The 24,296-nt window shown below is 63.2% G+C and carries 23 protein-coding genes; 18 read left to right on the top strand and 5 right to left on the bottom strand.

Annotated features, from left to right (window positions below):
- The first annotated feature begins 11 nt into the window (after positions 1-11).
- The 7 genes from JWR51_RS03085 to JWR51_RS03115 are packed head-to-tail and all read left to right on the top strand — an operon-like array spanning position 12 to position 8,387.
- Positions 12-1,136: an ABC transporter permease gene (locus JWR51_RS03085; RefSeq protein ID WP_299743830.1), complete on the top strand. Its 1,125-nt coding sequence runs from the start codon at positions 12-14 to the stop codon at positions 1,134-1,136.
- Positions 1,111-2,154 (top strand): ABC transporter ATP-binding protein, encoded by a 1,044-nt coding sequence (locus tag JWR51_RS03090; protein WP_299743504.1) that lies wholly within the window; start codon positions 1,111-1,113, stop codon positions 2,152-2,154. Before JWR51_RS03085 ends, JWR51_RS03090 begins: the two co-directional genes overlap by 26 nt.
- Positions 2,151-3,185, top strand: a complete 1,035-nt coding sequence (locus tag JWR51_RS03095) for an oligopeptide/dipeptide ABC transporter ATP-binding protein (RefSeq protein ID WP_299743507.1) — start codon at positions 2,151-2,153, stop codon at positions 3,183-3,185. Before JWR51_RS03090 ends, JWR51_RS03095 begins: the two co-directional genes overlap by 4 nt.
- Entirely contained in the window at positions 3,186-5,039 is a 1,854-nt protein-coding gene (locus JWR51_RS03100) for a DUF2264 domain-containing protein (protein WP_299743510.1), read from the top strand. It abuts the gene before it with no gap.
- Complete coding sequence (locus JWR51_RS03105) at positions 5,036-6,046, top strand: hydroxyacid dehydrogenase (RefSeq protein WP_299743513.1); 1,011 nt, start codon at positions 5,036-5,038, stop codon at positions 6,044-6,046. The genes JWR51_RS03100 and JWR51_RS03105 overlap by 4 nt, the downstream gene beginning before the upstream one ends.
- The gene (locus JWR51_RS03110) at positions 6,043-7,743 is read left to right on the top strand and encodes an acyltransferase (protein WP_299743516.1); all 1,701 of its coding nucleotides are present in this window, start codon (positions 6,043-6,045) and stop codon (positions 7,741-7,743) included. The genes JWR51_RS03105 and JWR51_RS03110 overlap by 4 nt, the downstream gene beginning before the upstream one ends.
- Positions 7,740-8,387, top strand: a complete 648-nt coding sequence (locus JWR51_RS03115) for a ThuA domain-containing protein (protein ID WP_299743519.1) — start codon at positions 7,740-7,742, stop codon at positions 8,385-8,387. The genes JWR51_RS03110 and JWR51_RS03115 overlap by 4 nt, the downstream gene beginning before the upstream one ends.
- 149 nt (positions 8,388-8,536) lie before the next feature.
- Here the strand turns inward: JWR51_RS03115 and JWR51_RS03120 are convergent, their stop codons facing one another.
- The gene (locus JWR51_RS03120; protein WP_299743522.1) at positions 8,537-9,253 is read right to left on the bottom strand and encodes a class I SAM-dependent methyltransferase; all 717 of its coding nucleotides are present in this window, start codon (positions 9,251-9,253) and stop codon (positions 8,537-8,539) included.
- A 368-nt stretch (positions 9,254-9,621) separates the two neighbouring features.
- Here JWR51_RS03120 and JWR51_RS03125 point away from each other — a divergent pair, with 368 nt between their 5' ends.
- The 8 genes from JWR51_RS03125 to JWR51_RS03160 are packed head-to-tail and all read left to right on the top strand — an operon-like array spanning position 9,622 to position 18,494.
- Positions 9,622-10,971, top strand: a complete 1,350-nt coding sequence (locus JWR51_RS03125; RefSeq protein WP_299743525.1) for an extracellular solute-binding protein — start codon at positions 9,622-9,624, stop codon at positions 10,969-10,971.
- A 60-nt stretch (positions 10,972-11,031) separates the two neighbouring features.
- Positions 11,032-12,336, top strand: a complete 1,305-nt coding sequence (locus JWR51_RS03130; RefSeq protein ID WP_299743527.1) for a sugar ABC transporter permease — start codon at positions 11,032-11,034, stop codon at positions 12,334-12,336.
- Between the two features lie 2 nt (positions 12,337-12,338).
- Entirely contained in the window at positions 12,339-13,181 is an 843-nt protein-coding gene (locus JWR51_RS03135) for a carbohydrate ABC transporter permease (RefSeq protein WP_299743530.1), read from the top strand.
- Positions 13,181-14,239: an ABC transporter ATP-binding protein gene (locus tag JWR51_RS03140; protein WP_299743533.1), complete on the top strand. Its 1,059-nt coding sequence runs from the start codon at positions 13,181-13,183 to the stop codon at positions 14,237-14,239. The genes JWR51_RS03135 and JWR51_RS03140 overlap by 1 nt, the downstream gene beginning before the upstream one ends.
- Positions 14,236-14,994: a glycerophosphodiester phosphodiesterase gene (locus JWR51_RS03145; protein ID WP_299743537.1), complete on the top strand. Its 759-nt coding sequence runs from the start codon at positions 14,236-14,238 to the stop codon at positions 14,992-14,994. The genes JWR51_RS03140 and JWR51_RS03145 overlap by 4 nt, the downstream gene beginning before the upstream one ends.
- Positions 14,991-15,992, top strand: a complete 1,002-nt coding sequence (locus JWR51_RS03150; protein WP_299743540.1) for a LacI family DNA-binding transcriptional regulator — start codon at positions 14,991-14,993, stop codon at positions 15,990-15,992. Before JWR51_RS03145 ends, JWR51_RS03150 begins: the two co-directional genes overlap by 4 nt.
- Positions 15,992-16,810, top strand: a complete 819-nt coding sequence (locus JWR51_RS03155) for an inositol monophosphatase family protein (RefSeq protein ID WP_299743833.1) — start codon at positions 15,992-15,994, stop codon at positions 16,808-16,810. Before JWR51_RS03150 ends, JWR51_RS03155 begins: the two co-directional genes overlap by 1 nt.
- Before the next feature lie 19 nt (positions 16,811-16,829).
- On the top strand, positions 16,830-18,494 hold the full coding sequence (locus tag JWR51_RS03160) for a Na/Pi cotransporter family protein (RefSeq protein WP_299743543.1): 1,665 nt from the start codon (positions 16,830-16,832) through the stop codon (positions 18,492-18,494).
- Here JWR51_RS03160 and JWR51_RS03165 read toward each other — a convergent pair.
- Both JWR51_RS03165 and JWR51_RS03170 read right to left on the bottom strand, forming a co-directional pair.
- Positions 18,491-19,627, bottom strand: a complete 1,137-nt coding sequence (locus tag JWR51_RS03165; RefSeq protein WP_299743546.1) for an acyltransferase — start codon at positions 19,625-19,627, stop codon at positions 18,491-18,493. The genes JWR51_RS03160 and JWR51_RS03165 overlap by 4 nt on opposite strands.
- Positions 19,628-19,658: 31 nt before the next feature.
- Positions 19,659-19,820, bottom strand: coding sequence for a hypothetical protein (locus tag JWR51_RS03170; RefSeq protein WP_299743549.1), 162 nt, complete (start codon positions 19,818-19,820; stop codon positions 19,659-19,661).
- On the opposite strand from JWR51_RS03170, the gene JWR51_RS03175 reads away from it, so the two are divergent.
- Positions 19,819-21,753 (top strand): DUF5054 domain-containing protein, encoded by a 1,935-nt coding sequence (locus tag JWR51_RS03175; protein WP_299743552.1) that lies wholly within the window; start codon positions 19,819-19,821, stop codon positions 21,751-21,753. The genes JWR51_RS03170 and JWR51_RS03175 overlap by 2 nt on opposite strands.
- Here JWR51_RS03175 and murB read toward each other — a convergent pair.
- Positions 21,750-22,757 (bottom strand): UDP-N-acetylmuramate dehydrogenase, encoded by a 1,008-nt coding sequence (gene murB / locus JWR51_RS03180; RefSeq protein ID WP_299743555.1) that lies wholly within the window; start codon positions 22,755-22,757, stop codon positions 21,750-21,752. The two genes, JWR51_RS03175 and murB, sit on opposite strands and share 4 nt — an antisense overlap.
- A gap of 183 nt (positions 22,758-22,940) precedes the next feature.
- Between murB and JWR51_RS03185 the strand changes: the two genes are divergently transcribed.
- On the top strand, positions 22,941-23,432 hold the full coding sequence (locus JWR51_RS03185) for a ferritin-like domain-containing protein (RefSeq protein ID WP_299743558.1): 492 nt from the start codon (positions 22,941-22,943) through the stop codon (positions 23,430-23,432).
- 57 nt (positions 23,433-23,489) lie between these two features.
- Positions 23,490-23,714 carry a DUF2934 domain-containing protein gene (locus JWR51_RS03190; RefSeq protein WP_299743561.1) on the top strand — a complete coding sequence of 75 codons (225 nt, stop codon included), beginning with the start codon at positions 23,490-23,492 and terminating at the stop codon, positions 23,712-23,714.
- On the opposite strand, the gene efp is transcribed toward JWR51_RS03190, so the two are convergent.
- Positions 23,711-24,280: an elongation factor P gene (gene efp, locus JWR51_RS03195; RefSeq protein WP_299743564.1), complete on the bottom strand. Its 570-nt coding sequence runs from the start codon at positions 24,278-24,280 to the stop codon at positions 23,711-23,713. The genes JWR51_RS03190 and efp overlap by 4 nt on opposite strands.
- Between the last annotated feature and the right edge of the window lie 16 nt (positions 24,281-24,296).

Raw genomic sequence — 24,296 nt, forward strand, 5'->3', positions numbered from 1 at the left:
TCACCGAAACCATGACCGATATCGCCATGCCTGCCATTGTCAAAAAGCCCGTGCGCGAGAGCCAGAGGGCGCTGATGTGGCGCCGCTTCAAGCAGCACAAGCTGGCGCTGGTTGCCCTCTGGATCGTCGCCGCCTTCTATCTGGTGGCGCTGCTCGCCGAGTTTCTCGCCCCAGTTGAGCCGGGCGCCTACAATCCGCGTTACACCTATGCTCCGCCGCAGGGCATCCAGTTCATTTCGAGCAACGAGGATGGCTCCTGGTCGTTCGGGCCCTATGTCAACGGCTACAAATCCACCGTCGACCGCAAGGCGATGCGGCGGACCTTCACTATTGATCCCGAGGTGAAAATCCCGCTGCAGTTCTTCGCCCCGAGCGAGCCCTACAAGCTGGCCGGCTTCATCCCGCTTTCGGTCAAGCTGTTCGGCGTTTCCGATCCAAAGACGCCGCTTTATATCCTGGGCGCCGACCGCCTCGGCCGCGACCTGCTCAGCCGGCTGATCCATGGCACGCGCATTTCACTCTCCATCGGGCTGGCGGGCGTCACGCTCAGCCTGTTCTTCGGCATCATCATCGGCGGCTTTTCCGGCTATTACGGCGGCTGGTTTGACAGCGTGGTGATGCGGGTGATCGAGTTCATCCGCTCCATGCCCACCATTCCGCTGTGGCTCGGCCTCGCCGCCGCCTTGCCCAAGGACTGGTCGGCGATCCAGACCTATTTCGCCATCACCGTCATCCTGTCGCTGATCGGCTGGACCGAATTGGCGCGGGTGGTGCGCGGACGGTTCCTCAGTCTGCGGACGGAGGATTTCGTCACCGCGGCGCAGCTGGATGGCGCCAGCGACTGGCGCATCATCACGCGGCACATGGTGCCCAGTTTCATGAGCCACATCATCGCCGCGGCGACGCTGGCGGTGCCCGGCATGATCCTGGCCGAGACGGCGTTGTCGTTCCTCGGGCTGGGCCTGCAGGCGCCCATCGTCAGCTGGGGCACGCTGCTGCAGGACGCGCAGAACATCCGCACCCTCGCCACCGCACCCTGGCTACTGACGCCGGGCATTTGCGTCGTGGTGGTCATCCTGTCGCTCAATTTCTTCGGAGACGGCCTTCGCGATGCCGCTGATCCCCATGGCCGATAAACCGCTCCTCTCCATCGAAAACATGTCCATCACCTTCTCGTCCCCCGACGAGGCGGATATCGAGGCGGTGCGCCAGGTCGACCTCACCCTCACCGCCGGCAAGACGCTGTGCCTTGTGGGCGAGAGCGGCTGCGGCAAGTCGGTGACCGCGCGGGCGATCCTGCGTCTGCTCGACCAGAACGCCAACATTCGCACCGGTAAGATTCTGTTCTCCGAAAAGGATGAGCCGACGATCGATCTCGCCACGCTCAAGCAGGACAGCCTGCCGCTGCGCAGGGTGCGCGGCAACAAGATCGCCATGATTTTTCAGGAGCCGATGAGTTCGCTGTCGCCGGTGCACACCATTGGCGATCAGATCGACGAGATGATCCTGATCCACGAAGGGCTGAACCAGAAGCAGGCGCGCGAGCGCACCGTGGCGCTGCTCGATCAGGTCGGTATTCCGGGCGCACGGGAGCGGGCGGATGCCTATCCGTTCCAGCTATCGGGCGGGCTGCGGCAACGCGCGATGATCGCCATGGCGCTGGCCTGCACGCCGGACCTGCTGATCGCCGACGAGCCGACGACGGCGCTGGATGTGACGACACAGGCGCAAATCCTCGACCTGCTGCGGCAACTGCAGGCGGACTACGGCATGGCGATGCTGTTCATTACCCATGACTTGGGCGTTGTCGCGGAAATCGCCGACGAGGTGGCGGTGATGTATTTGGGCGACGTGGTGGAGCAGGGCAATGTCTATGACGTGTTCCGGTCGCCGCAGCATCCGTACACTCGGGCGCTGATGGCCTCGATCCCCAAGATGGCGCGCAAGGCCGACCGGGTGCGGCTGTCGCCCATCAAGGGCACGGTGCCCTCGGCCTCGGACCGGCCCGAAGGCTGCGCCTTCACCAGCCGGTGTCCCCACGCGTTCGAGCCCTGTGCCACGATCCGGCCGGAGCGGACGGTGGTGGGCGACGATCATATTGCGCGGTGTCACCTGCTCACGCAGGCGCCGGCCTTGGCGGAGGCGAACGCATGAGCACGCTGCTGAAAGTCGACAACCTGTCGAAGAGCTATTCGCTGAATTCGGGCCTGTTCGGACCAAGCCGGACGCTGGATGCCCTCAGCGATGTCAGCTTGACCGTCGAGGCGGGTGAAACGCTGGCGGTAGTGGGCGAGAGCGGTTGTGGCAAGACCACGCTGGGGCGCTGCATCATCAAGGCGCAGCCGTCCACGGCGGGCACGGTGACCTATTATCCCAAGGGCCACGAGCCGGTCGAACTGACAGCGCTCAACAAGCGGCAGATCAAGCCGTGGCGGCAGGATATCCGCATGATCTTCCAGGACCCGATGAGTTCGCTCAATCCGAATATGCGGGTGTTCGATATCGTCGCCGAGCCGCTGCGCATCCACAAGATTGCCAAGGGCCGCGAGCTGGAAGACCGGGTGGTCTCTACCCTGGAAAAGGTGGGTATCGCCGCCGACGGCGTCGGGCGTTATCCGCATGCCTTCTCCGGCGGGCAGCGGCAGCGCATCGGCATCGCCCGGGCGCTGGTGCTCGATCCGAAACTGGTGATCGCTGACGAGGCGGTTTCGGCGCTGGACGTGTCGATCCAGGCGCAGATTCTCAACCTGCTCGAAGACCTCAAGAGCGATTTCGGGCTCACCTACATTTTCATCAGCCACGATCTGGGCGTGGTGAACTACATCGCTGACCGGGTGGTGGTGATGTATCTGGGCCATGTGGTGGAGAATGCGCCCACCGAAATGCTGTTCGAGCGGCCGCGCCATCCCTATACCGAAGTGCTGCTGGAAGCCCTGCCGATAGCCGATCCGCTGCGCCGCAAGGGGCGCAACGTCGAGGTGCGGGGCGAAATCCCCTACTTGGGCAATCGCCCGGTCGGCTGCCCGTTCCACACCCGCTGCCGCTATGCGCAGGACATTTGCCGCTCCCAACGCCCAGCTTTGCGCCCCATCAATGGCACGGCACAGGAAGCGGCGTGCCATTTCGCCGAAAGTTTAGACCTCAAGGGCGCCTATGAAGCGCCCGCCACCGGGACTTATGCCTAAATGACCTATGATCCGCTGAGTGCCAATCCACTGGCCGGCAATCCACTCAAGTCGCGCGCCGATGTCGAAACGGGCCTGAACGACCTGTTCGCGCCGCTGCTGCCGTATTTTTCCGAGGGCGGCGCGCGGGTGCGGCTAGACGCGGCGGCGGCGCATTTCGACCGGGCGGCGGCGGACCTCGAAGGCTTTGCCCGCCCACTCTGGGGGCTGACGCCGTTGGCGGCGGGCGGCGGCAAGTTTGAGCATTGGGAACTCTACCGGCGTGGCCTCGCCAATGGCACCGATCCCGAGCATCCCGAATATTGGGGCGCGGTCAATTCCACCGACCAGCGCATGGTCGAGCTGGCGGCGATCGGTTTCACGATGCGTATGGTGCCGCAGCTTGTTTGGGAGCCGCTACCACAGAAGGCCAAGGACAATCTCGCCGCCTATCTCAAGCATGCGCGGCAGTTCGATTATGCCGACAATAACTGGAAGTTCTTCCGCATACTGGTCGATCTGGGCCTGGAGGAATGCGGGGTCGAGTTCGACCGCTCGCTGACCGATAAATACCTCGAAGAGCTGGATGGCTTCTATCTTGGTGAGGGCTGGTATCGAGACGGCAATGTGCGGCGGATCGATCATTACATTCCCTTCGCCATGCACTTTTATGGGCTGATCTACGCCAAGCTGGCGCGGGGCGATGAGGCCCGCGTGGCGCGCTACAAGGAACGCGCGGTGTTGTTCGCGCAGGACATTCGCTCCTGGTTCGATGAGGATGGTGGCGTGCTCGCCTTCGGGCGCAGCCTGACCTATCGGTTTGCTTGTGGCGGGTTCTGGGGGGCGCTGGCGTTTGCTGATGTCGAGGCGCTGCCCTGGGGCGAGATCAAAGGCCAGTTCATGCGCCACCTGCGCTGGTGGGCCGACAAGCCCATCGCCAATCGCGACAGCGTTCTCAGCATCGGCTACGGCTATCCCAACCTGTTCATGTCCGAGAGCTACAATTCGGCCGGCTCGCCCTATTGGGCGCTCAAGGCCTTTTTGCCGCTGGCGCTGGCGGCGGACCATCCGTTCTGGACGGCGGCGGAAGTGCCTGTCGAGCCCAGCAAGAAACCGCTGCCGCTCAAGCACCCTGGCATGGTGATGATGCACACGCGGGGCAATGTGGTGGCGCTGTCGAGCGGCCAGCAGAATTGGCAGATGCGGGCGGGCGCCGAGAAATACGCCAAGTTCGTCTATTCGTCGCGCTACGGCTTCTCGGTGGAAGTGGACGAACGCGCCTACCACATGGGCGCCTTCGACGGTGCGCTGGCCTTCTCGGATGATGGGCGGCACTACCGGGTGCGCGAGGCCAACGAGGTCGCGCAGATCGCCGAGAATACGCTGTTCGCGCGCTGGAAACCCTGGAGCGATGTGACGGTCGAAACCTGGCTCATCCCAGCCAATCTCTGGCATATCCGCGTGCATCGGATCACCACGCCGCGCGTCCTGCACGCCACCGAGGGCGGATTTGCCATTGCGCGGGCTGACCTCAATGCGGATCGCACCATCGAGGAAGCCGGACGCGGCGCGGCCATCAGCCCAACCGATGTCAGCGCCATCGTCGATCTGGCCGGCCAGCGCGACGGACGGGCGCACAAGGCCTATCCCAACACCAATCTGATCGTGGCGAAGACCCTGGTGCCGCAGTTGCGGGGTGAAATCCCGGTCGGCACCACGGTGCTGATGACGGCGGCGATGGCGCTGCCGGCGGGAGCGGAAGCCGATGCCGCGCTGACGAGGCCACCCCATGCGCCGGACCTTGCGGCGCTCGAAGCCCTGTTTGCCCGCGAGGGCATAGACGTCAGCGCCATTCTGGTGGCGGAGAGGTTTTGATGGCACCCAAGCTCGCCTTCGCCATGGCGGCGGACAAGACCAAATATGTGTTCGACGAGGCCTCGCTGGCGCGGCTGTCGGCATGTTGCGAGGTCGTGTCGCCCACTCCGATCGAGGATTTTTCGACCCCCGAGGCACGGCGCATCCTGCGCGACCTCGATATTCTGGTCACCGGCTGGGGCTGTCCCCAGATCAGCGCCGAAGTTGTCGCCGCAGCGCCCAAGCTGCGCCTGATTGCCCATGCGGCCGGCACGGTGAAGTACACGCTGGACGCGGCCGTCTACGACGCCGGCATCACCGTCACCCATGCGGCCGATGCCAATGCGGTGCCGGTCGCCGAATTCACCCTCGCGGCGATCATTTTCGCCAACAAGCACGTGTTCCAACTGCGCGATCTCTATCGCGCCGATCCCAGCCGCCGCTCCACCTATGCGATGATGGACGAGCCGATCGGCAACTATCGCCGCACCATTGGGCTCGTCGGCGCGTCGCGCATCGGCCGCAAGGTGGCGAAGTTTCTCGAAGCCTTCGATTTCGAGGTGCTACTGAGCGACCCCTATGTGTCGGCCAGCGATCCGATCACGCAAAGCGTGCAATTGGTGGATCTCGATACGCTGATGCGGCGCTCGGATGTGGTCTCGGTGCATGCTCCATCGCTGCCATCGACGCGACACATGATTGGGGCGCGCGAATTCGGGCTGATGCGCGCCAATACGGCGTTCATCAACACGGCGCGGGGCGCCATCATTGACGAAAATGCGCTGATCGCCGAACTGCAAACCGGGCGCATCCATGCGGTGATCGACGTCACCGATCCGGAGATTCCGGCGCAGGATTCTCCGCTTTATCACTTGCCCAATGTGTTCCTGACGCCGCATGTTGCCGGGGCCGTCGGCACCGAGCGGTTGCGGCTGGGCCAGATGGTGGTCGAGGAAGTCGAGCGCTTTGTCGCCGGAAAACCGCTGGAATTTGCTATCGAACCGGCGATCCTGGAGCGCCTTGCATGACCCTGCTGAGCCATGACGAAAGCCCGTTTTCCCGCCTTGGCACGCTGTCGTCCGCGCAGGAGGATATCAAGGCCGCCGATCACCAGGCGCGGCTACAATGGCTGACTTGGGACCGCACGCCCGAGGATATCGCCAGCCCCGAGCATGTTGCGCGCAAGGAGCGGTTGGCGCTGACGGCAGGCGCCAGTTTTGCGCCGACTGCCTATGTGGCGGCGGAGGCAGCGGTTTTTACCAGCCATCTGGTGCTGGGCGAGCATAGCTGGATTGCCGGCCATGCCCTGGTGCGTGGCGACATCGAATTCGGCGCGCATTCCACGGTCAATTCATATGCCTGCATTTCGGGCAAGGTGCGGTTCGGGGATGGCGTGCGCATCGCCTCGCATGCCTCCATCGTCGGGTTCAACCACGGTTTCGATGATCCAAACGTGCCGATCCACGCGCAGAAACACTACAGCGCTGGCATCGTGGTGGAGGATGACGTGTGGATCGGCGCCAATGCCGTCATCCTCGATGGCGTCACCGTCGGCAAGGGTGCAGTGATCGCGGCGGGGGCTGTGGTCAGCAAGGACGTGCCGCCCATGTCGATCGTGGCTGGTGTGCCCGCCAAAATCGTGCGGCGGCGGGGTGAGTTGGCGGCCGGAAAGCAGGTGCAGGCCGATAGCGAGGCGGCCCTTAAGCGTCTTGGCGAGATGGCGAAAAACCAGTGGCCGGACATTTTGGCACGGCATCGACGGGATGGTTCGTACCTGTCGTTCGAGGCCAGTGGCCAAGCCAAGCAGAGCATCCGGCACCTGTGCGATGCCGTGGAAATTGCCACCTCGTTTGACGCACTTCCAGAGGGGCTCGATGTCCCCGCCACCATTGCGCAACTGCAGGATGTGCAGGACGCGGCGACGGGCCTGTTCCCCGATCCGTTCCAGCCGCCGGCCCCCGGGCAGGCGGTGCGCGACAACGGGTTGGCGCTCTACAACGTGCTGGCGGTCGGCTATGCGCTAGAATGCTTGGGCAGCCAGCCGCGACAGCGGATCGGGGCGGTCGAGGATCTTGATGCCAATGCACTCTGCGATTGGCTGGACGGCTTGAGTTGGCGGGAGCGGGCCTGGGGCGCTGGCGCGGCCGTCGACGCCATCGGCACGGCGCTGTATTTCAACGCCCGTTATTTCACCACGGGCCGCAGTCGCGAGACGCTGTTCGGCTGGCTGGCGCTGAAGCAGGATCGCGCCACCGGACTGTGGGGCTCGACCACCGAGGCCGAAGGATTGCTGCAGCCCGTCAATGGCTTTTATCGGCTGACGCGCGGCACTTATGCGCAGTTCGGCCTGCCGGTGCCGCAAGCGGAGGCAGCGATCAATTCGGTGCTGCTGAACTATCGCAATTACGGCGGCTTTTCCGGGCCGACCTACACGGCGTGCAATCTGCTCGACACTATCCATCCGCTGCGGCTGTGCCTGCAACAGACCGATTATCGCCGCGCCGAGGCCGAGGCCATCGCGCATGCGATCATCGGGCGGGCGGCAGAACGCTGGGTGCCCGGTGAAGGATTTGCCTTTGCCGATGGGCAGGTGACCAGCCTGCAGGGTACCGAGATGTGGCTGTCGGTGGTGCATCTGGCCGCCGATCTGCTGGGCTTCGCCGATGCTTTCCCGTTCGTGCCCAAGGGCGTGCATCGCACTCGCGCCGTGGGAATGGGGTTGTGAGGCGCAAGGCGCTCGTCGTCTGGGGCGGGATGGAGCTGCATACGCCGGAACGCAGCGCCAATGTGGTGCGCGAACTGCTGGAGGCCGAGGGATTTTCGGTCACCGTAACACCGGATTACGACGCGCTGGGCGCCGAGGGTATCGCGGACAATGCGCTGGTGGTGCCGGTGATCACCGATGGGGTGCTGGCGCCGGAGCTGATGGCGCGACTGGTGGGCGCGATCCAGGCGGGCACGGGTTTGGCCGGGTTTCATATGGGGCTGGCCACCAGTTTTCGCTCAAGCGTGCCGTTCCGCTATGCGGCGGGCTGCTATTGGGTGTCGCATCCGGGCAATATCATAACCTACCGGGTCGATGTGACGCGCGGCGATCATCCAATCATGGCGGGGATCGAGAGTTTCGAGCATACGTCCGAGCAGTATTATCTGAACTATGACCCGGCGGTCGAAGTGCTGGCGACGACGACGTTTTCCGGTGAGTTTCATCCGTGGCGCAAGGATGTGGTGATGCCGGTGGTGTTCACCACCATGCATGGGCAGGGGCGGGTGTTTTATTCGTCGCTCGGGCACACAGCGGATGAACTGGCGCTCCCGCAGGCGCGCGAAATTCTCAGGCGCGGCCTGCTGTGGGCGGCGCGGGACTGAGATTTTCTAGCCATCACCAGACCGACTCCTCCCCCTTGACGGGGAGGATGGGTGGGGGTGTTCGGAGCCACAATGTCGGTACCGGGCTAAACTTCCCCCCACCCTTGATCCCTCCCCGCGAAGGGGGAGGGAGTTGACTGATGGATAGGTTACAACGTCCCAGCAGCCTGTCTTTTCAGATATTCCGACTCCGGTAGCGCCCCGGCATATTTGAGTTCACGATTGGCGCGTTCCCAGAATAGCGGATGGACGCGGTCGAGCAGCGCGGGCGGCGTCGCGGCGAGGCCCAGTTGTGCGGCGGTGTCCGCATCCAGATACAGCACCACATTCTGCTTGTACCAGGCAGGGATTTGCTCGTCGGTCCAGATGGTGGGCCGAACGACATCAAACGGCTTGTAGCCGTGGCTGGCGAAGTGGGCGGCCCAATAGCCCTGCCATTGCTCGTTGAGATGGTTGACGCCGCCCTGGCCTGGAATGGCGGCGCTGAACAGCACGGCGGGTGCGAGCGCGACAAGGTCGGCAACGAAGCTCCCGGCGCGGTCGGGGGTCAGGTGCTCAGCGACTTCGAGCGACATGGCCAGGTCGACGCGGGGTCCGGTGAAGCGCTGCTCCAGGTCTTGGGGCGCAAAGACGATGCGGGGATCATCGAGCTGATCGGACGTGACCCAGTTGCCTTCGATACCGAAGGCGGTTGCGGCACCATCGGCCAAAGCGGCCGCGAGCCAGGTGCCGGTGCCGCAGCCGATATCAGCGACCGCGCGGCGGGGCAGACTGGCGGGCAGGGCCGAGAGAATCCGCGCGGCGGCGTGGGCGGTGCCGGCGCGGCGGTTGCTGTAGAAATCGCTGGGATAGATCGAAGCTGTCATGGTCTCGCCGCTCGCAATACCCGGCGACACTAACCCGGACAGCGGCTTTCAACCAGCCGATGTGCCCTTGGCCAAAGCGAAAGTCCTGCACAAAATCCACGGACATTGTTGCCGATGGCCGGAGGATAGGCGCGCGACCGGGCAATTGACCGGCCCGGTCCGGCGTGTCAGTGTACACGTGTGCAAAGGATCAATTCCGCATGAGACGGGATTTCTTTGTACACGTGCGCAAAATGTCACGAGGCCGTTATGAACGGCCCCTACAGCACCATAAGCTGGACTTGCGCCAGAGGAGTTTGCGGCCGGCATCAGCTTGATGGGTGGCTGTTCTGGGACCAGCCACCTGACGGCTCAATGGGAGAATACGGATGACAATTCTAAGAGGTTTGATGCGGGCGACCGCACTTGTTGCCGTGACGGCGGCACTCGCCGGCCCGGCTCTGGCCAAGGACGTGACGATCAGCGTTTGGGCTGGCGGCACCGGGCCAAACGACGTCTATCGCGTCGATGCGATCGATATCGCGGCCGACATTCTGGAGCGTGAAGCCGCCATTCGCGGCGAAGAGCTCAACATCACGGTCGAAAAGACCACCTATCCGGGTTGGCCCGATTTCAAGCAGGCGCTGACCCTGTCGGCCGAAGCCGGCAATCCACCCAATATCGTGGTGTCCGGCCATGAAGACATTGCCCCCTGGGCGCAGTCGGGCCTGATCGTGCCGGTCGAGGACTATGTAGATCTCGATGCCTGGCCGCTTAGCGCCATCTATCCGAACTTGATGGAAATCGCCTCCTATAGCGGCAGCGTCTATGGCATTCCGCAGGATGCCGAGTCGCGGCCCTTCTTCTTCTGGCGGCCTTCGATGCTGGCTATCGGTTACACCGATGCCGATCTCGATGCATTGCCGCAGAAGATCCAGGACGGCGGCTATACGCTGGCCAATGTCATCGAAGACGCCAAGAAGATGCAGGACGCCGGCGTCGTGCAGCCCGGCTATGGCTTCTATCCGCGCCCGTCCAATGGTCCCGATTACTGGCAGTTTTACCGCAGCTTCGGCGGTACGCTGGAGGAGAACGGCAAGCTGGTGTTCGACAAGGCCGCGATGACCAAGTTCTACCAGTTCTTCGTCGATGCGGTCGCCGCGGGCGTCACCAAGAAGAACCATATCGGCATGGACGACGCCACCTGGTGGGCCGATATCGGCGCCGGCAAGGCTGGCATCTGGCATGGCGGCACCTGGCATTATGCCCGTTACGTCAACCAGGAAGGCATGCAGGATTTCTTCGGCAATGTGCAGTTCTCGCTGATCCCGGCTGGCGATGCCGAGGGCAAGGCCAATACGCTGACCCATCCGCTGGTCTACCTGCTGACTGCCAACAAGGACGCAGAGCTGGTGCAGATCGCCGCCGATCTGATCACCATCGCGTCCGAGCCGCAGATCAACGTGCTGCACGCCATCAAGTCGGCCCATCTCGGCATTTCCGAGGAAGAGACGACGCTGGCGCTCTATAGCGACAACCGCTGGGCCTCCGAGGCCAGCCAGCGCCTGCTGCCCTATGCCACTGCCATGCCGAACAACGCCAATTTCGGCGTCTATTGGGATGCGATGTGGGCGGGCCTGCAGGCATCGTGGACCGGCACCAAGACGGTCGACCAGGCCATCGCCGATGTCGAAACCACGCTCAAGAGCGGCCTTGGCGACGCGATCATCATTCGCTAGTCGCGCCATCCAACCGGCGGGAGCAATCCCGCCGGTCCTTCCCGGCAGCAGGAGGCCTCGATGAACAGTTCCAGATCGCTCGGCCTGATGTTGCTGACGCCGGCAATTGTGCTGGTGGTGTTGTTTTTCCTCGTGCCGGTGGCGCTGACGGCGGTGTTCTCGTTCACCAATATGAGTACCGCGACCGGCATTACCGGCGGAGCCTATCAGATTGGTCCCAGCTCCCTGCAACGGCTGGGCGATAGTTATGGATTTCCCGAGCTGGCCGAACGGCTGAGCCAGCCGAGCTATGTGATCGACGAACGGGGCCTCACGGCGTTGGAGAGCGCCGGCGTCGACGCATCCGCGATCACAGAAATGCGCACCCATCTGGGCGAGGTGTTTCCGACGCGGCGTGAAGCCGAGCGGATGATCAAGGGGCTGGATGCTCGGCCGAGCACGCGGGAGGTCAAGCAGATCTCCGAGCAGTTCAACCGCTCGCTGCTCGATACCCGTTATGAAAGCGAGGGTGATCTTCTGGCTGGGCTCGATGCGCTGGGCGTCGAGGTGACGCCAGCGGAGCGCGACGCGGTCGCCGCCTCCAGCTATTCGGGCTGGACCTGGACCACCGACAATTTCCGCCGCATGGTGTCGACGCCCGATACCTTGCGAACGCTGATCAATACGGTGTTCTACGTCGCCATCGTGCTGGTGCTGTTCAATACCGGCTATGCGATGTTCCTGGCGATCACCACCTATTATATGCCCGAGACGACGGGCGGTATTTTCCGCTCGATCTGGCTTTTGCCGCGCATCACGCCGCCGGTCATTTATGTGCTGATGTGGAAATGGCTAGCCTGGGACACGGGGTTCATCTCGATGTTCCTCGGGCAGTTCGGCGTGGCGCCGAAAAACTGGATGCTGGATAGCTCGACCAATGCCTGGGTGTTCGTCATCCTGATCAATGGCTTTGTGGGCGCTTCGATGGGCATGCTGGTGTTTTCGTCGGCGCTGCGGGCCATTCCGAAATCGCAGTTTTATGCCAGCGAGGTGGATGGCGCGAGCCGCTGGCAGCAGATCCGCTACATCATCCTGCCACAGATGCGTTGGCCGATCCTGTTCGTCACCTGCTACCAGACGCTGTCGCTGCTGGCCTCGTTCGACCTGATCCTGTTGTCGACCGAGGGCGGGCCGGGCGGCGCCACCGAAGTGTGGTCGCTGATGACCTATCACACCGCGCTCAACAACTATGCGGGCAACCTCGAATACGGCTATGGCACGGCGCTATCGCTGGTGCTGGTGGTGATCGGGGTCACGCTGTCGCTGATCTATCTGCGGGTGTTCAATTACAACGCGCTGGTCGCCAAACCGCTGATCGAGCAATAGATATGGCCACGCAAACCCAAGTTTCGGCGAATTTCAAGAGCTGGCCGGTGATCCTGGCGCTGGCCATCGTCAGCCTGCCGCTGATCGTGATGTATCTCTACTTTTTCATCGATACGATCACCGACTCCGCGCCCGGCTCGCTCATTCCCAATGCGATCACCTTCCGGCACTGGGACTTCCTGTGGCAGGCACGCGGCAATCGGCCGAGCATCTGGCCGGTGGCACTCAACACGCTGGTCTTCGCCACCACGGTGACGATCATCGTGCTGCTGGTGTCCTCGACCGCCGGCTATGTGCTCAGCCGCCTCAACGTGCCGGGGCGTGGCTTCTTCCTCGCCGGCGTCATGGTGCTGCATGCGTTCCCATCGGTCACGCTGATCGTGGCTATCTTCCTCGTGCTGCAGATGGTGGGGCTGTATAATTCCCTGATCGGCGTGATCCTGGTCAAAGCAGCGCTGGAAATGCCCCTCGGCATCTGGCTGATGAAGGGCTTTTACGACACCGTGCCGTGGGAAATCGAAATGGCGGGGATCGCCGATGGGGCGTCGCGCTTCACCGTGTTCCGCCGGCTGGTGCTGCCGCAGGTGCGGCCGGCGCTGATGGCCCTGGGGCTGTTCGCGTTTCTCTCCAGTTGGAGCGAATATATCCTGCCGCAGGTGCTGGCGCCCGGCGCCAAGGCGCAGGTGCTGAGCGTCTATCTCGCCAGCCTGATCGCCGACGACAACAATTTCGACCTGTCCTTGTTCAAGGCGGTCGGCGTTTTCTACATCATCCCGGTGCTGATCCTGTTCCTGTTTTTCCAGAAGCACCTCATGAACATCTATGGCGGGGGCTCGAAGGGCTGATGCGGATTCTGCTCGATAAATTCTCCAAGAGTTTCGGCACCACCAAGGTCATCGAGGACCTGACGCTGGAAGTTGCCGATGGCGAAATGCTGGCTTTGCTCGGCCCCTCGGGCTGCGGCAAATCCACGACGCTGTTTGCCATCTGCGGCATCCACAAGGTCACTGGTGGGCGCATCCTGTTCGGCGACCGCGATGTCACCGATCTGCCCAGCCAGGCGCGCAGCGTCGGGGTCGTGTTCCAGTCTTATGCGCTTTATCCGCATATGACGGTGGCGGAGAACATCGCCTTTCCGCTGCAGGTCAAGAAGGTCGCGCCCGACCAGATCAAGCGCGAGGTCGATGCGATCGCCGCGCTTGTGCATATCGAGAACCTGCTCGGGCGGCGTCCGGCGGAACTGTCGGGCGGCCAGCAACAGCGCGTGGCCTTGGCCCGGGCGCTGGTGCGCAAGCCCGATGTGCTGCTGCTCGACGAGCCGCTGGCCAACCTCGATGCGAAACTGCGGCTGGAAATGCGCTCGGAAATCCGCCGCATCCAGTTGGAAACCGGGATCACGGCGATACTTGTCACCCACGACCAGGTCGAGGCGATGAGCATGTGCGACCGCATCGCCATCATGAATGCGGGCGAAATCGTGCAATTAGCCACGCCGACCGAGATGTATCACAATCCGCGTACGGCCTTTGTGGCCGGGTTCCTGGGCAATCCGCCGATCGCGTTTCTCCGCGGTACCGCCAAAGACGGCGGCTTCGCATTGGACAATTCCGACATTCGCTTGCCGCTGCCGGCGGGCACGCTCAGCCCCGCCGATGGCAGCAAGCTGACGTTGGGCATTCGCCCCGAGGATTTTGGACCGCTCGGCGATATCGCTATCCCGGGCAAAATCGCGTTCGTGGAAACCCAGGGCCGCGAGAACCTCTATGACGTGCGGCTGGCCGATGGCAGCATGCTGCGCTCGATCCAGCCGGTGCGCGGCGATATCGCGGTGGGCAACGAGGTTGCCTGGAGCGCCAGCGGCGCCAAGGTGATGGTGTTCGGCGAAGACGGAGCGCGGCTATGATCCCGGCCTATGTGCATGAACTAGCGCTGCGCTATGGCTGGCCGGTTACGGCGGCCGAATTGCCGATGACCATCGGACATCGCGGCGCGAGCGGCCACAAGCGCGAAAATACGCTGGCGGCGTTTCAACTGGCGGCAGATATGGGCGCCCGCATGTGGGAGCTGGACACCCAGCTCACGGCGGACGGCATTTGCGTGGTCAGCCATGACGATCACCTGCAGCGCGTGTTTGGGCAGGACCTGCACATCTCCAAGCTCAGCTTTTCCGAATTGCGCGCCGTCGTGCCGGATGTGCCCAGTTTTGCCGAAGTCGCGGCGCTGGCTCGCGAGACCCATTGCGGGCTCTATGTGGAACTGAAGGCAGCGGGCACCGGCCAGTTGGTGTGGCAGGAATTGCTGGCAAACGAGCAGCGTTTCGCCTGCCTGGGCTCGTTCGACGTGGCGCAGGTGCGCGAGTTGCGCGACAGCGGCTGCGATTATCCGCTGTCGGTGCTGGTGCGCGTGGGACACGATCCGCATGCGCTGGCCGACCGCGCCGGAGCCGACATCATTCACCTGTGCTGGGAAAATGCCGGGCCGCGACCGCAGGACCTGGTGGATGCGGCGCTGATCGCCAGGGCGCGCAGTGCCGGCAGGGGCATCGTGCTATGGCATGAGGAGCGGCCGGATATCATCGCCGATATCGTCATGCTGCCCGTGTTGGGAATTTGCACCGACCTGCCCGATTTATTCCAGAACCAGGCCAAGGCATCATGAGCGACACCGAAAACCGTTCGCGCAAGGTGACTTCGTTCGATGTGGCGCGACGCGCCGGGGTGTCGCGCGCGGCGGTGTCGCGCACGTTCACGCCCAATGCCAGCGTCTCAGCCGAAACGCGCGCCAAGGTGCATGAGGCGGCCAAGCATCTGGGTTACCGTGTCAATTACCTGGCGCGGAGCCTCACCAATCAACGCTCTGATTTCGTCGGCGTCGTCGCGGCGGGCCTCGATAATCCGTTCCGCAATTTGCAGATCGAGCAGATTTCGCGGGCGCTGCTGGCGCGTAATTTCCGGCCGGTGCTGCTGCCGACCGATACGGAGGACCAGGCCGAAGTCATTGCCCAATTGCTGCATTATGCGGTGTCCGGTGTGCTGGTCACGTCGGATGCTCCCCCGACCTCGCTGTGCGAAGAGTTCGCCGACAATGGCGTGCCCATCGTGCTCATCAACAAGGGCGATGACATTCCCCTGGTGGACCGAGTGGTCTCCGACGACAAGGCCGCCGGGCAGATCGCCGCGATGCAGTTGATCGACGGTGGCGCCAAGCGTCCGGCTGTGATGGGGGCGGCTGGCGTGTCCTATACAGCGCGGCGACGCATGGAGGCGTTCCTTGCCCGCTGCAAGGCGATGGGCGTAGTGGCCGACGTGCTGCCCATAGAGCGCAATGATTATGCACACGGCTTCGATGGCGCCGAGAAACTTGACGGCACCAATATCGATGGCCTGTTCTGCATCAACGACTACCTGGCCTGCGGGGTGATTGACGGCCTTGCCCGACAGCGCAAATCGCGCGGCGCACCTCCACTGCGCATTATCGGGCATGACAACATCCCGCAGGCCGGGTGGGGTGCCTATGAGCTGACGACGATCTTGCAGCCCTGCGATATCCAGGCCGAGCAGGCCATCGACCTTCTGACCAGCCGCATGGCCGATCCGACAATGACCGCACGGGTGGAATTTACCCCCGTTTCCCTGATCAAGAGGCAGACCGCGTGATTGAGGCCGAAACCAAAGCCCCGGGCCTTTCGGCGCGCGTCAACGCCGCGATCGATCTGGCGCGCCAGGTGGGACGCGCCGCATCGGCATTCCGCGACAGCGGCGCGCTCAATGTCGAGAACAAGGGCCTGCAGGACTTCGTCACCATTGCCGACCGGCAGGCGGAGGACACCATCCGCACCACGCTGGCGCGCCTGTTCCCCGATGACGGCTTCATGGGTGAAGAAGGCGGTGGAACGCCGAGCGGGCCTGGCTTCTGGGTCGTGGATCCCATCGATGGCACCACCAATTATATCCGCGGTTTCCGCCATTGGGGTGTGTCGATGGCCTATGTGGCCGACGGGGAAATCCGCGTCGGGGTGATCTATGACGCGGCGGTGGACAAGGTCTATTCGGCGGTCAAAGGGCAGGGCGCCTTCAAGGATGGCAAGGCGATCCGCGCGTCGTCCGTAACCGATCCGGCGCGGGCGATTGCCATTCTGGGCCATTCGCGCCGCACCGACTTTGCGGTGTATCAGGGCGTCTCGCAACGGCTTTACGATCTGGGCATTGACTACCGTCGCATGGGCGCAGCGGCGATCGGCCTGGTTCGCGTGGCCGACGGGATCGCCGATTTGTACTACGAACAGCATCTCAACGGCTGGGACATGATGGCGGGGGCCTTGATTGCGCGTGAAGCGGGGGCCATGGTCGCAATGCCGCCACTTGCTGCGTCGCTTAATGAAGGTGGGCCCATTATTGCCGGCGCCGCCGGTCTTGCTGCCCAATTCGCATTCCTCGCCGATATTGCCGGTGCCGATTGCGTCCCCCTGCCATGAACCGAGGACCACTTCCGGGATGAACATCTATCTGCTGATCTTGCATCTTGCTGGCGCTGCGACACTGTTGCTATGGGCGGTCCGAATGGTCCGAACCGGTGTCGAGCGGAGCCAGGAACCGGCCCTGCGGCGCGCATTGCGCGAAAGCCGGGGCAGCAAGGTCAAGGCGGCAGGGATTGGTGCGATTATCGCGCTGCTATTGCAGAGTTCGACCGCGGTGGCCGTGCTGGCCGCCGGGTTTGCGGGCATCGGCATCATGAGCGTGGCGACGGGGCTGGCGCTGATGCTGGGTGCCTATTTCGGCTCCTCGATCGTGGTGCTGGTGCTGTCGGTGGATTTGACCTGGCTAGTGCCCCTGCTTTTGCTCGCCGGTGGTGGCCTGTTCTTCAAGGGTACGGCGCGCGAACAGCGCCAGTTCGGGCGCATCCTGATCGGGATCGCGCTGATCCTGATTTCGCTGCAGATGATCGGCGAGGCGACGGCGCCGCTGCGCGGCAATGCCGAACTGCCGGTGATTGTGAACTATCTCAGCGGCGACTTCGTCACGGCGTTCCTGATCGGGGCGGCGTTCACCTGGCTGGTACATTCCAGCGTGGCTTCGGCGCTGCTGATCGTGACGCTGGCGGCGCAGGGCGTGATGCCGATCGAGCTTGGCATATCGCTGATCCTGGGCGCCAATCTTGGTGGGACGCTGGCGGGGATGGGCCTGACCGGCAACGGTACCACCGAAGCGCGGCGGATTGCCTATGGGCAATTGCTGTTCCGCGGGCTGGGTGCTGTCGCGGTGCTGCTGGCCTATCACTTGCTCAATCCCGACCTATCCTGGCTGGGCAGTGACGTGGCCCGGCAGGTGATCAATCTACACCTGGCGTTCAACTTGGCTGTCCTGCTGGTTGGCCTGCCGCTGACCGACGTCGTGGCGACGCTCATGGAACGCCTGATCAAGCCGAAACTGACGGCCGAGGAAATGGCCAATCCGCTGGCCGGTGCCACCAGCGCGCTCGACCAGAAGGTGGTCAGCCAGCCCGATCTGGCGCTGGCCAGCGCGACGCGCGAATTGCTGCGCATGGCCGAAATCATCGAGCGCATGCTAGCGCCGCTGATGGAGCTGTATGAAACCGGCGACCGCGAGAAAATCCGCCAGGCGCGGCAGATGGAGGATGCGGTCGACCAGGCCCAGCAGGAGATCAAGCTTTACCTAGCGCAAATCCAGTTCGGCGACGACCCTGACGAGGTGCGGCGTGCGCATGACCTGTCGAGCTTTGCCATCAATCTGGAATATGTCGGCGACGCCATTTCCAAAACCTTGCTGCGGCTGGCCGAACGGCGGCGCGACCAAAAGCTGTCATTCTCGGCGGAAGGCTGGCGCGAACTCAACGAACTTCATCACCGGGTGATGGCAAACATGCAGTTGGCGCTCAACGTGTTGGTGTCGCAGGATCGGGAATCGGCGCGCAAGCTGCTGTCGGAAAAGGAAGCCATGGGCTGGGCCGAACGCGCCAGCCACGGCCAGCATTTGCTGCGGCTACAGGCTGGAGCCAGCGACAGCATCGAGACCAGCAATATCCATCTGGAAACCCTGCGGGCGCTCAAGACCATCAACTCGCTGTTCGCCAGCGTCGCCTATCCGATCCTGCGCGCCAGTGGCGATCTGCTGGATAGCCGCCTGAGCGGCAAGGCTTAGGCCGGGTCTTCGACCGCGACGCGACGGGCCGAGACGCGGTCCCGGATCCAGGTCTGGGCGGGGCGCTCGATCCAGCGATAGCTGGCGATGGAGATGGCGATCAGCACGGCAAAGAACGCCACGAAGCCCAGCGGGCTCTGGATCGGCGCCAGCGGCACGCCGCCCAGCATCACCGCCGAGGCGATGGCGAGCTGCAGCGGGAAATGCCACAGATAGAGCGCATAGGTCAGGTCGCCGATGGGTGACAGTTTTTGCCAGAATTTTGCGCCATGGCTTTCGTGCAGGGCGAGGGCGAAAACGGTCAGCGGCACGAGCCCGAGGCGGAAGATCATTTCGACCCACCACCAGCCGATAATCCCAAGGCTGCTCAGCCAGTTTGACAGTGGGTGGTACCCTGCTTCGACGAGGGCATAGAGCCACAAGGCCACCGTCAGGCCGAACAGCGGCGTGACCAGCCGCGCCATCCACTGTCGGTCGCGCAGCCGGCGCCAGGCTTCATAAACGACGCCCCCCGCGAAGAAGCCGATAATGCCGCGTCCGAGTGCCCATTGCGTCTGCATGACCCAAAGGCCGACGATCACTGCGCCAAGCAGAGGCACAATCCAGTGCGGCTTGAGCAGCCGGCAATAAAAGCAGAACAGCACGTAAAGCAGGATCTCGACGCCGACCGACCATTCAGGGCCATTGAAGGTCCAACCCGGGACGAAATATTGCAAAAACAGCAGGTTGAGCCCGAAATTGGGCCAGGTGGTGCCACCATAGACGAAGCTGTCATAGCCACGGCTCATCAGGTTGACCTGCAGCAGGGCGACTACGATCAGGGTGATGAAATGCAGCGGATAAAGCCGCGAGAACCGCGCCAGCCAGAATTTTCCCAGGCCCAGCGATTGCTGGCTGATGGCCTGCCCATACAGCCAGAAGAACACGAAACCTGAGAGCGTGAAGAAAAACTCCACCGCCAGCCAGCCGTATTGATAGAGCGGGAACAGCAGCTCGTAGAACGGCTGCACGGTGCGGTCGGTGAGCTTGCCACCACCGATCAGATACATGTGCTGCCAATGCCAAACCACAACGGCCAGCGCGGCGATGCCACGCGCTGCGTCGAGCGAATGCAGACGTTTGAGTTCAGTCACGCCTACATCCTCGGGTGTGCTGTACGGTTGGCTAATGGTCGGCGATGGCGCGAGCAAGACCAATTTTGCAAAATTCGCGCGCCTGAGGGTAATGCGTCGCCGGCGGATCGGTTTCGTATTTATCGCAACGTTGCGACGGCGCCACCAGAATCGCGATAGAGCGGGCGGCAATAGACAGTGCGAGGCGGGCCATGACCGACAAAACCATCCATCTGGTGTTCAAGACCCATCTCGATATCGGGTTTACCGACCATGCCGAAAAAGTGCGGCGGCAATATCACGAGCAGTTCATTCCGCAGGCGCTCAACACCGCCGAGCACTTCTATGCCGAGAATCCCGCCGCCCCGGCCTTCGCGTGGACCACGGGCGCCTGGCTGATCTGGGACCATCTCAACAGCCAGGACGCCGCCAAAGTGGCGCGGCTGGAGCGGGCCATCGAGCGTGGACTGATCGTCTGGCATGGATTGCCCTACACCACCCATACCGAGCTGATGTCGCTGGCTTTGTTCCGCGCCGGGCTGAGCTATGCGCAGGAGCTGGACCGGCGCTTCGGCAAGACCACGATCGCGGCCAAGATGACCGACGTGCCCGGCCACACGCTGGGCATGGTGCCGCTGCTGGCGGAGGCGGGGATCAGGTTCCTGCATCTGGGCGTCAATACCGCGAGCCCGGTGCCGGACCTGCCGCCCATTTTCCGCTGGCGCGCGCCCAATGGCGACGAGGTCGTGGTGATGTACCAGGCGTCCTATGGCGAAACCGATTTTCCGGCGGGGCCTGAGATTGGGCTGAGCTTTGCCCATACCAACGACAATATCGGGCCGCAAAGCGTCGGGCAGACCGTGGAGGCCTATCGGGCGCTCGCGCATGCGCATCCCGGCGTGACGATCAAGGCGTCGACGCTCGATGCGTTCGGCGCAGCGATGTGGGCGCGTCGGGACGAGTTTCCCGTCATCGATCTGGAGATCGGCGATAGCTGGATCCACGGCGCGGGCAGCGATCCGGTCAAGATCGCAAAATTCCGGCAGTTGCAGCGGCTCTACGATGGCTATGCGGCGGGCGATCTGACGCCGGAGCGGCTGGCGTTCGGACGCGGGCTGGCCATGGTGGCTGAGCACACCTGCGGCGTCGATATCAAGACCTATCTGCGCGACGAGTCGGCCTGGGACCGGCCGGCCTTCGAGACAGCGCGGCAGGCCGATTATCGATTTGCCTATGCGGAGGCCTCGTGGGCCGAACAGCGGCACTATATCGATGCGGCGGTTGCAGGGCTTGGGCACGAGGACCGGGGCGAGGCGCAGCGGGCGCTGGCTGAACTGGACGTGGGGTCAGTGCCATCGGAGGCGCTTGAGCCAGCGAGCAAACTTCAGGTGGACGGCTGGGTAGTGGCGCTGGACGCCGCGACCGGCGACGTGGTTTCGATCACGCGGCCGGACGGTGTTGGTCTCACCGGAAGCGATGGCTCACTGCTGGGCTATCGCTACGAGAGCTATGACAGTGCCGAACTACAAAAGCATCTCGACAGCTATCTGCAGCACCGGATCGAATGGGCCATTCTGGACCACGACAAGCCGGGACTGCAACACGCCAAGACTGCCCACAATGCGGTGTTTGCGCCGCGTCTCGCCGGAGTGGCGGGCGCAACCGCGATCGGAACGCTGCCGAGGGAGGCCCATGAGACGCTAGGCGCGCCGCGGCAGGTAGAAATGACAGTGCGGGCTTTGGATGGGCGACGGATCGAACTGAGCTGGGTCATGCGCGACAAGCCGGCCAATCGGATGCCGGAGGCCAGTTTCATCACGCTGACGCCACAAGGCAGCGCGGCATGGGACTATCATAAGCTGGGGCTGTGGCAGGATGGGGCGCGGATCGCCCGCAAGGGCGGCGGGCAACTTCAGGCCGTCGCCGCTGTCCGCAACCAGGCTGGCGACGTTCCACTCACCGCGATCCCACTGGATACGGCACTGGTGGCGCCTGCCACGAGCCCGTTCATGCCGTTCGCAGCCGAACCGCCGGACCTGTCGCAAGGCGTGCGATTTAACCTCCACAACAACAAATGGGGCACCAATTTCCCGATGTGGTGGGAAGGCGACTTCAAGAGCCGCATCGTGCTGGAAATCGGCGACTAGTAGAACACCGGCTCGGCGGTCAGTCCGATGCCGAAACGCTCGAACACGGCCGCCTTTATCCGCGCGGCCAAGGCCTCGACTTCGGCGCGGGTGCCGCCGCCGTGGTTGACCAGCACCAGCGCATGGCGTTCGGAAACGCCCACCTGGCCTTCGCGCGCCCCCTTGAGGCCGCATTGCTCGATCAGCCAGCCGGCGGAGAGTTTCATGCTGCCGTCAGGTTGCGGATAGGCGGGCGCGGCGGGATTGGCAGCACGGACTGTCACGTGGATGTCCGAGGGCACCACGGGATTGTGGAAGAACGAACCGACATTACCGATCTTCTTGGGGTCTGGGAGCTTGCTTTGGCGCAGGGCGATGACCTGCTCCATGACGGCGTGGGGCGAGGCGTCGCTGGGCAGCGTGTTGAGCCCCGCATAGTTGAGGATCGGCGTCCATTGTGTCGGCAGGGCAAAGCGGACGCTGGTGACGATATAGCGGCCCGGTTCGGCCTTGAAGACGCTCTGGCGATAGGCGAAGCGGCACTCAGCCGCGCTGAAGCTGCGCGATGCCTGGCTCTGCGTATCGAAGGCGGTGAGATTGTCGAAGCGGTCGGCCAGCTCGAGCCCGTAGGCGCCGATATTCTGCACCGGCGAGGCGCCGACGGTGCCTGGGATCAGCGCCAGGTTCTCAAGTCCGGGCAGGTCATTGTCGAGCGTCCAGACCACAAAATCGTGCCAGGTCTCACCGGCTGCGGCCTCGACAATATTGTGGCCACCCGCCTGTCCGATCAAGGTTTTGCCCTTGAGCGCCATCAGCAAGGTCAGGCCATCAAACTGCGGCGACAGGATGACATTGCTGCCACCGCCAAGTACATGCACGGGCAGGCCGTGCGCGCGGGCATGTTCATAGGCCGCCGCGAGTTCGTCTGGGCTCGTGATGATCGCGCCGAAGCGGGAGCTGGCGGATAGACCAAAACTGTTGGCGGGGGTCAGGTCCATGCCCTGGATCAGTGAAAATGTGGTCACGCGCGGTCCTGCTGAGCGGCGCCATCACCGCTAATGCGGGATACCGCCGAAATGGTGGCCGCGCAATCGGCAGCGCGAGGTGGGCCAAACTGTACGGTAGGAGTCACTGATGAAGTCGGAACTTCGCTTGAGGATTTTCGTTCACTGACCAGCGTCACCCCACTACCACTGGAGTGCAAACACATGGCTGAAGAAAAAACCCTCGACGACCTCTTTCTCGATACCCTCAAGGACATCTACTACGCCGAAAAGCAGATCGTGAAGAACCTGCCCAAGATGGCCAAGGCTGCGACCGCGCCGGAGCTCAAGGCCGGTTTCGAGCAGCACGCTGAAGAAACCCAAGGCCATATCGATCGGCTGGAGCAGGTGTTCGAGCTGATCGGCAAGCCGGCTCGCGGCAAAACCTGCGACGCCATTCTGGGCATTCTGGAAGAAGGCAAGTCCATCATGGAGGACTTCAAGGGCACTGTCGCACTGGACGCCGGCCTGGTGTCGGCCGCGCAGGCGGTCGAGCACTACGAAATCGCCCGCTATGGCACGCTCAAGACCTGGGCCACCCAGTTGGGCCTGACCGAGGCGGCGGCTCTGCTCGATGCCACGCTTAAGGAAGAAGTCGCCACCGACAAGAAGCTGACGCAGGTCGCCACTGCTGTCGCCAACCGCAAGGCAGCTTAAGTTCATTTGGCGCGGAGCAAGCCTCCGCGCCATTTTTCCAGTCATGCGACAGGCACAATGCGCAAGAATACGGCAGTGGCAGAAGCCATCAGGCGGACGGCATATTTTCTATGGGAACACGATGGCCGCCCAGAGGGGCGCAGCTTCCACTATTGGCTGCGCGCCAAGGACATGCATATGCGCCAGATGGCCTATGACCAGTGGCTGGCCGAAGGCGCGCCACAGGGACGCGCCGTCGCCCATTGGCTGGAAGTCGCCAAGGAAATCGACAAGGACACTTAGTCCTTGGCGCGCTCCACATACGAATTGTCTTCGGTCAGGATCACGATACGGGTGCCGGCGCCGATATGGGGCGGCACCATGACGCGCAGGCCATTGTCGAGCAGAGCGGGCTTGTAGGACGAGGATGCCGTCTGGCCCTTGACCACTGGCTCGGTCTCGACGATTTCGGCGGTGACGCGCTGTGGCAGCGCCAAGGCGATAGCGACGCCCTCGAAGGTCTTGAGATAGACCTTCATGCCATCGTGCAGGTACGCCTTGTCGTCGCCGAGCACGTCGGCGCTCACGGTGATCTGGTCGAAGTTTTCCGGGTTCATGAAGTGGAAGCCTTCGGCGTCGCCATACAGATAATCGTATTCGCGCTCGTCGACATCGGCCTTTTCGACCATCTCGACGGTGCGCCAGCGGCCGACGACCTTCACGCCGTCCTGGATGCGGCGCATGTTGACGTTGGTGATGGAATTGCCCTTGCCGGGGTGCACGTTCTCGGCTGTCAGCACGATGTGCAGCTTGCCGTCCTGTTCGACGACATGGCCCTTGCGCAGCGAGGAGGCGATGACCTTGACCATTATTCTTCCTTGTTCA

Source organism: Devosia sp. (assembly GCF_028290625.1).
Lineage (GTDB): Bacteria > Pseudomonadota > Alphaproteobacteria > Rhizobiales > Devosiaceae > Devosia.

Excerpts from the sequence above, each read along its gene's own strand:
- JWR51_RS03095 (WP_299743507.1), top strand. The coding sequence starts at position 2,151 with ATGAGCACGCTGCTGAAAGTCGACAACCTGTCGAAGAGCTATTCGCTG.
- JWR51_RS03140 (WP_299743533.1), top strand. The coding sequence starts at position 13,181 with ATGCGGATTCTGCTCGATAAATTCTCCAAGAGTTTCGGCACCACCAAG.
- JWR51_RS03175 (WP_299743552.1), top strand. The coding sequence starts at position 19,819 with ATGACCGACAAAACCATCCATCTGGTGTTCAAGACCCATCTCGATATC.
- JWR51_RS03100 (WP_299743510.1), top strand. The coding sequence starts at position 3,186 with ATGACCTATGATCCGCTGAGTGCCAATCCACTGGCCGGCAATCCACTC.
- JWR51_RS03090 (WP_299743504.1), top strand. The coding sequence starts at position 1,111 with ATGCCGCTGATCCCCATGGCCGATAAACCGCTCCTCTCCATCGAAAAC.
- JWR51_RS03120 (WP_299743522.1), bottom strand. The coding sequence starts at position 9,253 with ATGACAGCTTCGATCTATCCCAGCGATTTCTACAGCAACCGCCGCGCC.
- JWR51_RS03085 (WP_299743830.1), top strand. The coding sequence starts at position 12 with ATGACCGATATCGCCATGCCTGCCATTGTCAAAAAGCCCGTGCGCGAG.
- JWR51_RS03130 (WP_299743527.1), top strand. The coding sequence starts at position 11,032 with ATGAACAGTTCCAGATCGCTCGGCCTGATGTTGCTGACGCCGGCAATT.
- JWR51_RS03125 (WP_299743525.1), top strand. The coding sequence starts at position 9,622 with ATGACAATTCTAAGAGGTTTGATGCGGGCGACCGCACTTGTTGCCGTG.
- JWR51_RS03170 (WP_299743549.1), bottom strand. The coding sequence starts at position 19,820 with ATGGCCCGCCTCGCACTGTCTATTGCCGCCCGCTCTATCGCGATTCTG.
- JWR51_RS03160 (WP_299743543.1), top strand. The coding sequence starts at position 16,830 with ATGAACATCTATCTGCTGATCTTGCATCTTGCTGGCGCTGCGACACTG.
- JWR51_RS03185 (WP_299743558.1), top strand. The coding sequence starts at position 22,941 with ATGGCTGAAGAAAAAACCCTCGACGACCTCTTTCTCGATACCCTCAAG.
- JWR51_RS03190 (WP_299743561.1), top strand. The coding sequence starts at position 23,490 with ATGCGCAAGAATACGGCAGTGGCAGAAGCCATCAGGCGGACGGCATAT.
- efp (WP_299743564.1), bottom strand. The coding sequence starts at position 24,280 with ATGGTCAAGGTCATCGCCTCCTCGCTGCGCAAGGGCCATGTCGTCGAA.
- JWR51_RS03145 (WP_299743537.1), top strand. The coding sequence starts at position 14,236 with ATGATCCCGGCCTATGTGCATGAACTAGCGCTGCGCTATGGCTGGCCG.
- JWR51_RS03135 (WP_299743530.1), top strand. The coding sequence starts at position 12,339 with ATGGCCACGCAAACCCAAGTTTCGGCGAATTTCAAGAGCTGGCCGGTG.
- JWR51_RS03110 (WP_299743516.1), top strand. The coding sequence starts at position 6,043 with ATGACCCTGCTGAGCCATGACGAAAGCCCGTTTTCCCGCCTTGGCACG.
- JWR51_RS03150 (WP_299743540.1), top strand. The coding sequence starts at position 14,991 with ATGAGCGACACCGAAAACCGTTCGCGCAAGGTGACTTCGTTCGATGTG.